Raw genomic sequence first — 12,937 nt, 5'->3', positions numbered from 1 at the left:
GCCGGGAAGGAAGCCGAACGTGAACGAAGAGTTCGATCCAGCACTGATCGCCGCCGGAGACCAGCTTTTTGAGCGGCGCTGGCAGCTTCTGAAGAGCCTTCCCGCGCTGGAGTTCCTGCCCTCCGCCGACCGACCGGAAATCGCCTTCGCCGGCCGCTCCAACGTCGGCAAGTCGAGCCTCATCAACGCGCTGGTACGCCAGAACGGCCTTGCCCGCACATCCAACACGCCGGGCCGCACCCAGGAACTGGTATTTTTCGAAAGCGACGGCGATCCGCTCTATGTCGTCGATATGCCGGGCTATGGCTATGCGCGCGCACCGGGCGACAAGGTCGCCACGTGGGGCCGGCTGGTGATGGACTATCTGCGCGGCCGGCCGACACTGGCGCGTGTGTTCCTGCTGATCGACTCTCGCCATGGGCTGAAGCCCACCGACCTGCAGATCGCTGACATGCTCGACACGTCAGCCGTCACCTATCAGCCGGTGCTTACCAAGGCCGACAAGATCAAGCCGCACGAGTTGCAGAAGGTGATCGCCGAAACTTCGAAGGCGCTGGCAAAGCATCCGGCCGCATTCCCGCGCATCATTGCCACGTCTTCGGAAAAGGGCCTCGGCATCCCGGAACTGCGCGCGACAATCGCCGAGATCATGCAGGACCGCGCCTAGCGCATTCCCCATTACGCGCTCGGCGGCCGGCGCTCCGAAGGAGTGTCGCCGAGCGCAACAAACAGCGCAGTCGCCAGCGCCACCGCTGCGCGGCGCCGGCCGCTGGCGCAAAATAAAACTTTACCCGATCAAGCTGCCGATCACACTCACGACGCCTTCACCGAACTTGGCCAGCAAGCCGCCCACGATGGCGGCCGCACCCCAGCCCGCCCAGCGCGTCGCCGTCTGCGCGTAATTGGTGCGCACCCGCACGGTGATGACCTGATCGGGCAGGGCCGTCTCGGCCGCCAACCCGTCGGCGCCAACAGTGCGAGCCGAGATGATCAGCTGCAACCGCTTGCGTCCGGTGTCACGCGGCGTCACATGCCAGCGCCAGCTCGCGAAATCATCCGCCGACATCAGCATCGATTTTTCGATCCACTGCGTCTCGGGTGATGCGGTCTCGATGAAGAAGCCGCCGTCGGGCGCACGCAGGCGCACCGACATCGCTTTAGTGACTGTGACGTCGTGCTGATAAACAGCGCCGCCGCCCTGCAGCCCATCCGCCAGACGCTGCACATCGGCGCGCGCAATGCGCACTTCAATCAGCGCCGGAATGCTGACCCGCATGACGCGCGGAATATTCTCAACGAGCTGACCAACTTCCGCGCGAGGAGCCCGCGCCATCGGCGCACCCGCACTGGGCCCAGCAACTGCACCACCGCGCGGAGGGCGCTTATCGAACGGCACGACCTCTCCGCGGCCAGGCGGCACGGGAGCAGGAGGCATTGGCGCTGGCTCGCGCGCTTCCGGTTCCGGCCAAGGCGCAAGCGGCGGCGGACCGGGACGAACCTGCTCGGGTTCAGGTGGTGCCGGTGAACGTCTCAGATATGCCTGCGGCCCGGCCGATGGATCGACCGGCAATGCAGCCGAAGGCACGGACGGCATAGGCGGCCGCGGTGCGGGCGGCCGGACACCGGCAGCGCCCATCGGCGGCGGTGAAGGTGGCGCGGGTGCGCGCGCAGGCGGCGCAGGCGGCGGCGCCCATCCGTCATGGGCAGAAGTATGATTGGCCGAAGTGTGCGTTTGCGGCGGCGGACGCACCGCTGGCGGAAACGGAGCAGATGCCGGCATCGGCGGCTCGTCGTAATCGTCGGCGTCTGCAAAATCGCCGTCGGCGCCATGCGGCTCTGGCTCAGCTTGGCCGTGCGATCCGAAATCGTCGTAGCGGTCGGCCCGCTGCCTATCGGCGGCGCGATCAAACGGAGGGTAGTCGTCGCCCGATGGCAGCTGATGCCGGAGCGAGTGCTCTGGCTCATCCGCATAGGCATCGTCGTCGCCACGTGCGGAAGCCGCGTTGCCGCCGGGGAACGTGGTCGTCTGCGGCGGCAGTGATGGCAGGTTCTGCGGCCGCGGCGCCGGAGGCGGCACACCATCCATCGGCTCTGGCCGACGTGGCGGCGGACGCGAATTGACCTCGTCGGGCGCAATCTCGGGCTCAAAAGCCGGCCACGAAGCCCAAACGGGCTCCTGCGCCTGCTCGCGGCGGGCAGGCGGCGGACCACCGGAGAACTCTGAGAAATCAGGCGGAGGCGGCGGCGCAACACCGCGCGGAGCCGATGGCTCCGGTTGCGTTACCTGCCGCGGCGCTGGCGCTGGCGGCGGCACCGGAAGCTGATGTGCCGCTGGTTGCTCATCGAAGCCGTGATCGAAGCTATCGTGATGCTCCGGCTCGGCGTTGAAGCCCGGTTCCGCTGCCGCATGTCCGTGTCGGTCGCGCGCGTCACGATATTCTGCGCCGAAGCCATCGCGAGCCGGATCGTCGGCGTAACGATCCTCCGCTGGATCTTCGTAGCCAGTCGCTTGGTCCTGATCCGCGTCCTCAGCCGCGTAGGCATCGTGGCCACGCTCAGCGGTGAACGCATCACGGTCCTGCTGGGCCTCGCCGTTGGCGAATTCCGAATGATCGTCGTCATCCTCAGGCGTCTGTTCCGGCGCGAAGTGGGCGGCAGGCTCAACCGGCCGCGCAACCACCGGCGGCACAACCGTGCGCGACTGCACCCGTTCGCGTGCGCTGGCGAGAATTGATTCAGCGTCCGGCGCTGGTGAAGCGCCCTGCGCAGGCGGCGGCGTTGAAACCCGCGCCTGCAGCGCTCTGATCGCGCCCTCGAAGGTCATGCCCTGGGCGCCCAGCACCTGCGCCGCCAGGCTCTTGCCATCGCCCACGATAGCCGCCAGCACGATTGCACCGTTGATCTCCCGGCGCCGTCCGCCCCGGGCAGCCGCTGCGGCCGCCTCAAGGATACGGCGCAGGTCATCCGATACGCCCAGCTCCGCATGCTGCGCGTCAGGATGGGGCGGAATCCCAGCGAGTTGCCCATCCACCTCGCCGATCAGCTCCGCCACGTTGACGTTACTGGCGGCCAGCACAAGCACCGCATCGGGATCATCGCACAGCGACAGCAGGATATGCTCAAGCGAAACTTCGATATGGCCACGCGCGCGCGCATGGTCGGTTGCCCGCGACAGAGAGGCCGCGAGCCCGGAAGACATGGCGATACGGCTCAAATCGTCGGCAATCATGAACGGACTTCCCAAGGCGTGGCTGCTGCGGTGCGGCGGGCGTTACAGTTGCATAGCATCAACCATGCCATCTAGCAGACGAATGTGGGGGAATTCCGTTGGATTTTGCCCCCTGCGTCATTGCGCTAATCGTGGTGAGCGAAAAGCCACGGGGCTTGGCGATGGGGGCCGGGCCAGTATATGAGCAGGCCCATGGATGCATAAGGATGCAACCTCAGCCCCGGCGGCGGGAAGCCGCCAGACAGCAGGCCCAGGCAAGACATCATGAACACGTCGCCGTTCGTCCCGTCCCCGCACCTTCAGGCCCGCATTCTGGCCGAGGCCCTGCCGCATCTCATCCAGTATGACGAGCAGACGGTCATCATCAAATTTGGCGGCCACGCGATGGGCGATGCGGCGCTGGCCGATGCCTTCGCCAAGGACGTCGTCTACCTCAAGCAGTCCGGCGTTAACCCGATCGTCGTTCACGGCGGCGGACCGCAGATCGCTGCGATGCTGAAGAAGCTGGAGATCAAATCCGACTTCGTGCACGGGCTGCGCGTCACCGACAAGCCCACCGTCGAGGTGGTCGAGATGGTCCTCTCCGGCCTCATCAACAAGGACATCGTCTCTGCCATCAATCGGCAAGGCGGCAAGGCTGTTGGCATCTCCGGCAAAGACGCCAACCTGATGATCGCCAGCCGCATCACCGAGATGCCGGACCCGCAGTCCAACCTGATGCAGGCGGTCGATATCGGTTATGTCGGCGATCCGGTTGAGGTGAACCCGCACATCGTCGATGTCATCTCGAAGTCGGACATCATTCCCGTTATCGCCCCGGTGGCCGCCAGCCGCGACGGCGAGACCCTGAACATCAATGCCGACTCTTTCGCCAGCGCATTGGCCGCGCGCATGAAGGCCAAGCGCCTGCTGCTGCTGACGGACGTCGCCGGCGTGCTCGACAAGAGCGGCGAACTCATCTCACAGCTCACCATCGAAGAGGCGCGCGGCCTCATCAAGGATGGCACGATTTCCGGCGGCATGATCCCCAAGATCGAAGGCTGCATCGAAGTGGTGGAAGCTGGCGTTGAGGCCGTCGTCATCATCGATGGACGCGTTCCCCATTGCGTGCTGCTGGAACTTTTCACCGCCCACGGCGTCGGCACCCTGCTGGGTCGCGCACGCTACAAATCGAAGACATAGAAAGGCTCAGAGCTTTCATGGCTACGTCACGGTCGGCTGGCCGGTCAGGCAATCTCCCGCCGGTTCTGCGGATGGAAGACACCCGCCCCCTAAGCATTCGGCGCGGCTTTGACGACACCAAGGTCTGGATCTTCGATCTCGACAACACGCTCTATCCCTCGGCATGCAATCTGTTTGCCGAGGTCGATCGCAAGATGGCGGAGTATATAGTCCGCCTGCTGGATGTGCCGATCGAGCACGCGCGCTACCTGCAGAAAAGCTATTATCACGACTACGGCACCACGCTGACCGGGCTAGTGAAGCTGCACAAGATCGACCCGCACGACTTCCTGGAGTTCGTGCACGACATCGATCTTTCGGCGCTGGAACCTGCGCCCGAACTGGAGCGCGTCATCGCCAGCCTACCGGGGCGGCGCATCATCTTCACCAACGGCTCGCGCGTTCACGCCGAGCGCGTGGCGGGCAAGCTCGGCGTGCTGCATCTGATGGAAGACATTTGCGACATCGCTGCGTGCGAGTTCGTCGCCAAGCCCTCACCCGATGCGTTCGATCGCATGGTGCGACGGCACGGCGTGGCCCCTGGCGAAGCCGCAATGTTCGAGGACATGCCGCAGAACCTGGAAGCCCCGCACACGCTCGGCATGACGACGGTGCTGGTGCATTCCGATTACGACGACCACCGCGCGCAGGCCCAGATCCGCAAATGGCGGACCTTGCCCGATCACATCCACCACGCGACGGATGATCTGACGGGCTTTCTGGAAAGCTACAGCGCAGTCCCCGACAAATAGGCGGGCTGCTACCGCAACAGAGCGCGCTTCACATATGTGGAATTGAGAAGTTGTTTCGACGCGATCAGCGCGTCGGAACCGGCGTCTCACCGCGATAGTCATAGAAGCCGCGGTTCGTCTTGCGGCCCAGCCATCCGGCTTCGACATACTTCACCAGCAGCGGACACGGCCGATACTTGGAATCGGACAGCCCCTCGTAAAGCACCTGCATCACCGAAAGACAGGTGTCGAGGCCGATGAAATCCGCCAGCTCCAACGGCCCCATCGGGTGGTGCGCGCCCAGCTTCATCGCCTTGTCGATTGCCTCAACCGTGCCAACGCCTTCATACAGCGTATAGACGGCCTCGTTGATCATCGGCAGCAGGATGCGGTTGACGATAAACGCCGGGAAGTCCTCGCTCACCGCGACGTTCTTGCCGAGGCTCTCGACGAACTCCCGCGTCGCCACAAACGTGTCGTCGTCAGTGGCGATGCCGCGGATCAGCTCCACCAGCTCCATAAGCGGCACCGGATTCATGTAGTGCATGCCGATGAAACGCTCGGGGCGATCGGTCGTGGACGCCAGCCGGGTAATTGAAATGGACGAGGTGTTCGTCGCCAGCATCGTGCTGGGATTGAGGTGCTTGCACAGCTCGGTGAAGATCTTGCGCTTTACCGCTTCGTCTTCCGTTGCCGCCTCGATCACGAGATCGCAGTCTGCAAAATCGCCAAAAGTCGGCGCAAACTTGATGCGCTCCAGTGCGGGAGCGACCTGCGCTTCGGAGATGATCCCCTTCTCCGCCTGACGCGTCATGTACTTCTCGATGGTGCGGATCGATTCCTCTACCGCCTCAGGCTTAAGATCGTTGATCACCACGTCATGGCCGCCAAGGGCCACGACGTGGGCTATGCCTGTTCCCATCTGGCCGGCACCGATAATGCCGACCTTCTTGATTGACTGAGGAATCGGATGCCCTGGCTTGCCCGCCGATTTCGCCGCTACGTTCATGCCCACAAGCCCTTCTGCCCCAGATCAGAGTTTTGCTTACTAGCCGGCCTTTTTCAGCTCTGCTTCAAGCTCTGGCAGAGCCTGGAACAGATCGGCCACCAGACCATAGTCGGCCACCTGGAAAATCGGCGCCTCGCCATCCTTGTTGATGGCCACGATGATCTTGGAGTCCTTCATGCCGGCGAGATGCTGGATCGCACCTGAAATGCCGACCGCGATATAGAGCTCCGGCGCCACGACCTTGCCGGTCTGGCCGACCTGCATGTCGTTTGGCACGAAGCCGGAGTCGACGGCAGCGCGCGAGGCGCCGACCGCAGCGCCGATGACGTCAGCCACCGGCTCCAGATACTTCGTGAAGTTCTCGCCCGACTGCAGACCGCGACCACCGGAAATGATGATGCGGGCAGCAGAGAGTTCTGGACGATCCGACTTCGTCAGCTCAGCCCGTTCGAACGTCGAGAGGCCCAGCGCTGCCGGAGCATCGATGCTCTCAACTGCAGCCGATCCGGTTTCATCAACCGAAGGGAATGCCGAGATGCGAACGGTGATGATCTTCTTGGCTTCCGGCGACTGCACCGTCTGGATCGCGTTACCGGCGTAAATCGGGCGCTCGAACGTATCGGCGGACAGCACCTTGGTGATGTCCGAGAGCTGCATCACATCAAGAGCGGCTGCGATGCGCGGAGCAACGTTCTTGCCCGACGTCGTCGCCGGAGCAACGAACACGTCATAGGAAGACATCATCGGCACTACGAGCGCCGCAACCTCTTCCGCCAGACCATGCTCAAGATGCGGGGCATCGGCATGCAGAACCTTGGCAACGCCGACCAGCTTGGCAGCAGCCTCAGCAGCCGGCTTCGCGTTGTGTCCGGCAACAAGCACGTGAATGTCGCCGCCGATATCCTTGGCAGCGGCCACAGCCTTGCCCGTCGCAGCATGCAGAGCGCCGTTGTTGTGCTCGGCGAGAAGTAGAATTGTCATCAGAGCACCCCGGCTTCCGTCTTGAGCTTCTGGACCAGTTCGGCAACGCTGCCGACACGCACGCCCGCCTTGCGGGATGCCGGTTCGGAAATCTTCTGAACGTTGAGACGCGGGGCAATATCGACGCCGAAGTCCTCAGGCTTCTTGGTGTCGAGCGGCTTCTTCTTTGCCTTCATGATGTTCGGCAGCGAAGGATAGCGCGGCTCGTTGAGGCGCAGGTCGGTGCTCACCACCGCCGGCATCTTCAGACGCACGGTTTCAAGACCGCCGTCGACCTCACGCGTGACCACGGCGGCACCATCGGTCAGTTCAAGCTTGGAAGCGAACGTGCCCTGGGGCCAGCCCAGCAGCCCGGACAGCATCTGGCCGGTCTGGTTGCAATCGTCGTCGATTGCCTGCTTGCCGAGAATGACGAGGTCGGGCTTCTCAGCCTCGACGATGGCCTTGAGGATCTTGGCGACCGCCAGTGGCTCAACAGGCGTATCAGCCGTTTCGACGAGGATCGCGCGATCGGCGCCGATAGCGAGTGCTGTGCGGAGCGTCTCCTGCGACTTCGCCGGCCCGATGGAAACGACAACGACCTCGCTCGCCCCACCTTTTTCTTTGATGCGGACCGCCTCTTCGACGGCAATTTCATCAAAGGGATTCATCGACATCTTAACGTTTGCCAAATCGATCCCCGAGCCATCCGGCTTGACGCGAATCTTGACGTTAAAATCGACAACTCGTTTGACCGGCACCAGGATCTTCATGCCGTCGGTCTCCAGCGCTATTGGCGAATTTTTGGAAAGGGGGAATAAGCCTTGGCAGCGCGACGGTGAAATTGCGCGCCGCGATAAAGTCCCCTGTCTCACGCCTTCTTCTATTTATTCGCAAGTGCGAAAAATGAAACTAGAAGCGCCGGGAATGCAAGTCAATTGGCGCGCGAATTAACCCAAACAGGGGTACGCAATCGCCGCACGGGACAGATCGGTAACGTGCCGTCCCGCTCCGAATTGGAGCAGATCGTCGGCCGCTGATGGCTCGAAAAGCTTCAGGCGAATTTCATGTCGCGATCGAAAAGCGGCACCCCCGGCCGGCGCATGAAGACGATCAGCACGGCACCGGTGATAAGGCCGCCGATGTGCGCCCACCAGGCTACCGGGCTGCCATCGGGCATCAGCAGCATCGCCACTTGCATCGCCACCCACACACCGAGCGCAAGGCCGGCGGTGATGCGCAGCGGGATGACCTTGAACGCCAGCACCCACACGTTCACCCGTGGATGCAGCATCAGGTAGGCCGCAATAACGCCTGCAACAGCGCCACTCGCGCCGATCAACGGCACATCGCTATCGGGCTGCATGATCGTGTGCAGCAATCCCGCCATGACACCGCACGCGATGTAGAACACCAGAAACTTCGCGTGCCCCATGGCGTCTTCGACGTTGTCGCCAAACACCCACAGGAACAGCATGTTGCCGACCAGATGGAAGATATCGGCATGGAAGAACATGTACGTCAGCAGCGTCGTTTGAACCGCCAGCGGATACGAATATCCGCCCTCCGGCACCAGCGTGCCCGATGCATCGCCGACGGGAAGGATCGAGGCGAGCAGATTGCGCGGCGTCACGGCGAAGCTCGCGATCGACGCATCGCCCAGACCGCTGACCTCGAGAATGAACACCAGAACATTCACGACGATGAGGGAGACGGTCACATACTGGAACGGAATACTCTTCAGGGAATTGTCGTCGCGCAGCGGAATGAACACTCTGGCAGCCCCAATTATTCAAGACCCGAAGGATTAGGAGTAAGTAGTCCGCCAGACGTTCACTCGCCCGAGCGCCGCGCTGTGCTTTAGCGATGCTTCACATTAGCGATTTTGTCCCGGCACCCAAAGCACATCGCTCTTGCCGCGATCATTCACATAGCGGCTGGCCACAAAGAGAAAATCCGACAGCCGGTTGATGTATTGCAGCGCTGCGGTGCCAACCGGCTCGTTGGGATCGCCGGCCAGTTCCACCATCAGTCGCTCTGCACGGCGCGAAATGGTCCGCGCAACATGCAGCGCCGCCGCGGCAGGCGAACCGCCCGGCAGCACGAACGAGCGCAGCGGCTTCAGCTCGCTGTTCATCTCATCGATTTCGGCTTCAAGCCGCTCGACCTGAGTCTGGCTGATCCGCAGCGGCTCATATTCCATCTTCTGGCCGCGATCAGGCACGCACAGATCGGCGCCAAGGTCGAACAGATCGTTCTGAACCCGCACCAGCTTGGCGTCGACGCCGGGATGGCCCGAACCCAGATGCACCCGCACCATGCCGATGCTGGCGTTGGTCTCGTCCACCGTACCGTAAGCCGCGATCCGCAGATCGTGCTTGAGCACCCGCTCGCCGCTTCCCAGCGCGGTGGTGCCTTTATCGCCGGTGCGCGTATAAATCTTGCTGAGTACAACCATTCGACTTGCCGATCCCGTAGTGCCGAGCCTGAGACTTCGCCGATCCGGATGGCGACCGCCGCAGCTGGCGCCTTTAAGCGTAGGTATGAACGACCGCGTAGAGCACAATGATGGCAATTGCCAGCGCCTGCAGGCCAACGCGCCAGCGCATCAGCTTCTGGCTGAGGTTGGGTCTGCCCTGCCCAATCGTCATAATGCCCAGAAAGAGCACGATAGCCACCGCCACTACCGCGATTGTGGTCATGTGGTAGAGCACTGTTTCCATCGTATTCGATCCCTGTTTGCTGGCCCATTCATTAGGCCTTTGAACTACGGCCCGCAAACCGTATCTGCTGGCGGCCAACGCTGAAGCCAACCGCCGCAACCCTATGGCAAGGCCTGCGCGCCATAATTGCCGTATTTCCAGCCTCAGTAGAGACTCAGCCATATTATTCGGAGCAACCGGCCTTTGACGCGGGCACGCCTGACCCTTTCCACCCACCACCGTTCTCGCCTGCTGGCCGCCGTTCTGGCCATCACCGGCGTCGCAGCGCCGGTGTGCCTATCGACCGCCGCCGCTCAGGAACGCTCAAAGCCTGCCTCAGCGGAAGAAGCAAAGAATCGGCTTGAGCATAAGCAGCAGGAACTACAGAACGTCCAGCAGCGCGCCAAGTCTCTTGAGGGCGACGTTGATGGCCTCGCAGCCGAGCGGGAACGCCTGAATACGCAGTTAATGGACACTGCCAAGATCATCAAGGACAGCGAAGGCAAGCTGACCGACATCGAATCCCGGCTTGAAGAACTGGAGAGCCAGGAACGCATACTGCGCGGCTCACTCAGCCAGCGTAACGACCAGATTGCCAAGTTGCTGGGTGCACTCCAGCGCATGGGCCGCAACCCGCCGCCGGCAATCATCACCGAGCGCGAAGATGCGCTGGAGATGGTGCGCAGCGCGATGCTGTTGTCGGCTGCGTTTCCTGAACTCGGCAATCAGGCGCAAGCGCTGCTGACCCGCCTGAATGAACTCGCCCGCGTGACTGGCGACATCCGCAGCCAGCGCGACAAGCTGCGCAGCGAGATGGCCCACTTCAGCGACGCCCGCGTGCGCCTGTCAGGTCTGATGCAGGAAAAAAGCGTCGCCCTCGACGAGCGCCAGTCCGAACTGAAGCAGATGCGCACGGCTGCTGCTGACATCTCGCGCAACGTCAACAACCTCAACGACCTCATCGTCCAGCTCGACAAGGCGGTGCAGACAAACACCGGACTGGGGGCGTATGAGGCCCAGCGAGCGCGAGAAAAGCCCAACATTACGCCGAATTCATCTTCCGCCAGTGACGCACCTACCCCTATCGATACCCCTCCCGCAGCGCCGGCAGCCGATGTAAAGGCAGCCTCCGCGAAGAGCGCCGAGAAGGAATTTAATGTCGTCGAACTGGCGCCGAGCACAGCCCTTGGACGACCCGGCCGAATTGAGCCTGAGGTCGAATTTATCAAGGCAAAAGGGCTTTTGCCGCTTCCTGCACAAGGCCGGAAGGTGCTCAACTTCGGCGACAAGACGCAATACGGCGGACAGTCCAAAGGCATCGTTTTTGAGACCCGTCAGGGCGCTCAGGTCACCTCACCGTGCGATGGCTGGATCGTTTACGCTGGTGAGTTTCGCAGCTACGGCCAACTCTTGATAATCAATGCCGGCGACGGCTATCATGTTCTGCTAGCCGGCCTCTCTCAGATCGACGTTCAGCCGGGACAGTTCGTGCTCGCGGCTGAGCCCATCGGAACTATGAGTGGCTGGTCGCAACAGACACGCCCCGTTGCCGCTAATAGTGCCCCCGTCCTGTACGTGGAGTTTCGTAAGGACGGAAGGCCTGTAAACCCCGACCCATGGTGGGCCGCGAGGGATCGAAAGGTGCAAGGATAATGCGCAAGACGGAATTCGCCTTCTGGACGTTCCTGCTGATGACGGGCCTCGCCGGAGCGACGACCCTCCTCAACGTTACGCGCACCTACTCGGCTTCGGCCTCGCAGAATTCAGAACTGTATCGTCAGCTCGATCTGTTCGGCGACGTGCTTGAGCGCGTTCGCGCCGACTATGTCGACAAGCCGGACGACACGATGCTGATCGAGTCGGCCATCAACGGCATGCTCACGGCTCTCGACCCGCACTCGTCCTATCTGAGCCCGAAGAACTATCGCGACATGCAGGTGCAGACGCGCGGTGAGTTCGGCGGCCTCGGCATCGAAGTGACGATGGAGAACGGCGTCGTGAAGGTCGTGTCGCCGATCGACGACACACCCGCATACAAGGCCGGACTGCAGGCGAACGACCTGATCACCCACCTTGACGGTGAGCAGATCGTCGGTCTGACGCTCGAGCAGGCGGTTGAGAAAATGCGCGGACCGGTCAACACGCCGATCAGCCTGACGATCGTGCGTAAGGGCACCGACGATCCCTTCGACGTGAAGGTGACGCGCGACATCATCCGCATCAATGCCGTCAAAGCCCGCAACGAGGGTGACGACATCGCCTACATCAAGGTCACCACCTTCAACGAGCAGACCCACGCCAACCTCGTGAAGGCGATCGAGACTGCCAAGAAGGAACTGGGCAAGAACCTCAAGGGCTACATCATCGATCTGCGCAACAACCCCGGTGGTTTGCTGGATCAGGCGATTGCTGTGTCCGATGACTTCCTCGATCGCGGTGCCGTGGTTCTCACCAAGGGTCGCAACAACGAGGAAACTCAGCGCGCACAGGCGAACCCTGGCGATCTGACCGACGGCAAGAAGGTTGTCGTGCTCATCAACGGTGGCTCGGCTTCGGCGTCTGAAATCGTTGCCGGCGCTCTGCAGGACCACAAGCGCGCCACCGTCATCGGCACGCGTTCGTTCGGTAAGGGCTCGGTGCAGACCATCATTCCGCTGGGTGCAAACGGCGCCATCCGCCTGACGACTGCCCGTTACTACACCCCTTCCAACCGCTCGATCCAGGCCAAGGGCATCGACCCTGACATCGTGATCGAACAGGAACTGCCGGATGAGCTGAAGAAGAAGACCGTCTCCGCCGCCGACAGCTCACGCGGCGAGGCTTCGCTGCGCGGCCATCTGCGCAATCCGGAAACCGGCAAGGAAGAAGAAGGCGCAGAACCTGCCAAGGAATCCTCCGGCTCGTCGGCCTATGTGCCCAAGGAAGCCGAGAAGGACACGCAGCTCCAGTATGCGCTTTCGTTCCTGCGCGGCACGGCCACGGATAGCCAGACCGCACAGAAGGCTCTGCCGGAAGGCGCCAAGGAAAAGGCCAAGAACTGAGGTTCCAAAGCTTCAGTTTCTGACGCTGACAACCAGCCGGATCG

At 62.3% G+C, this 12,937-nt stretch carries 12 protein-coding genes; 5 read left to right on the top strand and 7 right to left on the bottom strand.

Annotation, left to right across the window (positions count from 1 at the left end):
• The first annotated feature begins 19 nt into the window (after window positions 1-19).
• A complete protein-coding gene (yihA, locus tag C6Y62_RS04385) occupies window positions 20-667 on the top strand; it encodes a ribosome biogenesis GTP-binding protein YihA/YsxC (protein WP_068459657.1) in 648 nt (215 codons plus the stop codon).
• A gap of 120 nt (window positions 668-787) precedes the next feature.
• On the opposite strand, the gene C6Y62_RS16595 is transcribed toward yihA, so the two are convergent.
• Complete coding sequence (locus C6Y62_RS16595) at window positions 788-3,229, bottom strand: Clp protease N-terminal domain-containing protein (RefSeq protein ID WP_173952897.1); 2,442 nt, start codon at window positions 3,227-3,229, stop codon at window positions 788-790.
• A gap of 264 nt (window positions 3,230-3,493) precedes the next feature.
• Here C6Y62_RS16595 and argB point away from each other — a divergent pair, with 264 nt between their 5' ends.
• Together argB and C6Y62_RS04370 are read left to right on the top strand one after the other, a co-directional pair.
• The gene (argB, locus tag C6Y62_RS04375) at window positions 3,494-4,411 is read left to right on the top strand and encodes an acetylglutamate kinase (RefSeq protein ID WP_068459661.1); all 918 of its coding nucleotides are present in this window, start codon (window positions 3,494-3,496) and stop codon (window positions 4,409-4,411) included.
• A 17-nt stretch (window positions 4,412-4,428) separates the two neighbouring features.
• Entirely contained in the window at window positions 4,429-5,202 is a 774-nt protein-coding gene (locus tag C6Y62_RS04370) for a pyrimidine 5'-nucleotidase (RefSeq protein WP_246274277.1), read from the top strand.
• Window positions 5,203-5,266: 64 nt separating this feature from the next.
• On the opposite strand, the gene C6Y62_RS04365 is transcribed toward C6Y62_RS04370, so the two are convergent.
• From C6Y62_RS04365 to C6Y62_RS04340, 6 genes are all read right to left on the bottom strand, one after another.
• The gene (locus tag C6Y62_RS04365; RefSeq protein ID WP_173953082.1) at window positions 5,267-6,148 is read right to left on the bottom strand and encodes a 3-hydroxybutyryl-CoA dehydrogenase; all 882 of its coding nucleotides are present in this window, start codon (window positions 6,146-6,148) and stop codon (window positions 5,267-5,269) included.
• Window positions 6,149-6,229: 81 nt separating this feature from the next.
• Window positions 6,230-7,171: an electron transfer flavoprotein subunit alpha/FixB family protein gene (locus C6Y62_RS04360; RefSeq protein ID WP_068459666.1), complete on the bottom strand. Its 942-nt coding sequence runs from the start codon at window positions 7,169-7,171 to the stop codon at window positions 6,230-6,232.
• Window positions 7,171-7,923, bottom strand: a complete 753-nt coding sequence (locus C6Y62_RS04355; RefSeq protein WP_068459668.1) for an electron transfer flavoprotein subunit beta/FixA family protein — start codon at window positions 7,921-7,923, stop codon at window positions 7,171-7,173. Before C6Y62_RS04355 ends, C6Y62_RS04360 begins: the two co-directional genes overlap by 1 nt.
• A 281-nt stretch (window positions 7,924-8,204) precedes the next feature.
• Window positions 8,205-8,924 carry a rhomboid family intramembrane serine protease gene (locus C6Y62_RS04350; protein ID WP_068459669.1) on the bottom strand — a complete coding sequence of 240 codons (720 nt, stop codon included), beginning with the start codon at window positions 8,922-8,924 and terminating at the stop codon, window positions 8,205-8,207.
• A gap of 102 nt (window positions 8,925-9,026) precedes the next feature.
• Window positions 9,027-9,608, bottom strand: a complete 582-nt coding sequence (locus C6Y62_RS04345; RefSeq protein ID WP_068459671.1) for a cob(I)yrinic acid a,c-diamide adenosyltransferase — start codon at window positions 9,606-9,608, stop codon at window positions 9,027-9,029.
• A gap of 73 nt (window positions 9,609-9,681) precedes the next feature.
• Window positions 9,682-9,873, bottom strand: a complete 192-nt coding sequence (locus C6Y62_RS04340; protein WP_173952896.1) for a twin transmembrane helix small protein — start codon at window positions 9,871-9,873, stop codon at window positions 9,682-9,684.
• Window positions 9,874-10,056: 183 nt separating this feature from the next.
• Here C6Y62_RS04340 and C6Y62_RS04335 point away from each other — a divergent pair, with 183 nt between their 5' ends.
• Window positions 10,057-11,505: a murein hydrolase activator EnvC family protein gene (locus tag C6Y62_RS04335; protein ID WP_173952895.1), complete on the top strand. Its 1,449-nt coding sequence runs from the start codon at window positions 10,057-10,059 to the stop codon at window positions 11,503-11,505.
• On the top strand, window positions 11,505-12,893 hold the full coding sequence (locus C6Y62_RS04330) for a S41 family peptidase (RefSeq protein ID WP_173952894.1): 1,389 nt from the start codon (window positions 11,505-11,507) through the stop codon (window positions 12,891-12,893). The genes C6Y62_RS04335 and C6Y62_RS04330 overlap by 1 nt, the downstream gene beginning before the upstream one ends.
• Window positions 12,894-12,937: the final 44 nt, after the last annotated feature.

The sequence above is a fragment of the Hyphomicrobium sulfonivorans genome (assembly GCF_013306565.1).
Taxonomy (GTDB): domain Bacteria; phylum Pseudomonadota; class Alphaproteobacteria; order Rhizobiales; family Hyphomicrobiaceae; genus Hyphomicrobium_A; species Hyphomicrobium_A sulfonivorans.
The sequence above is the reverse complement of the archived record's forward strand: the minus strand, read 5'-3'. Positions and strand labels throughout refer to the sequence as shown.

Bases quoted from the DNA above. Each gene is read 5' to 3' on its own strand.
- C6Y62_RS16595 (WP_173952897.1), bottom strand. From the start codon at position 3,229: ATGATTGCCGACGATTTGAGCCGTATCGCCATGTCTTCCGGGCTCGCG.
- argB (WP_068459661.1), top strand. From the start codon at position 3,494: ATGAACACGTCGCCGTTCGTCCCGTCCCCGCACCTTCAGGCCCGCATT.
- C6Y62_RS04370 (WP_246274277.1), top strand. From the start codon at position 4,429: ATGGCTACGTCACGGTCGGCTGGCCGGTCAGGCAATCTCCCGCCGGTT.
- C6Y62_RS04360 (WP_068459666.1), bottom strand. From the start codon at position 7,171: ATGACAATTCTACTTCTCGCCGAGCACAACAACGGCGCTCTGCATGCT.
- C6Y62_RS04355 (WP_068459668.1), bottom strand. From the start codon at position 7,923: ATGAAGATCCTGGTGCCGGTCAAACGAGTTGTCGATTTTAACGTCAAG.
- C6Y62_RS04345 (WP_068459671.1), bottom strand. From the start codon at position 9,608: ATGGTTGTACTCAGCAAGATTTATACGCGCACCGGCGATAAAGGCACC.
- C6Y62_RS04340 (WP_173952896.1), bottom strand. From the start codon at position 9,873: ATGGAAACAGTGCTCTACCACATGACCACAATCGCGGTAGTGGCGGTG.
- C6Y62_RS04330 (WP_173952894.1), top strand. From the start codon at position 11,505: ATGCGCAAGACGGAATTCGCCTTCTGGACGTTCCTGCTGATGACGGGC.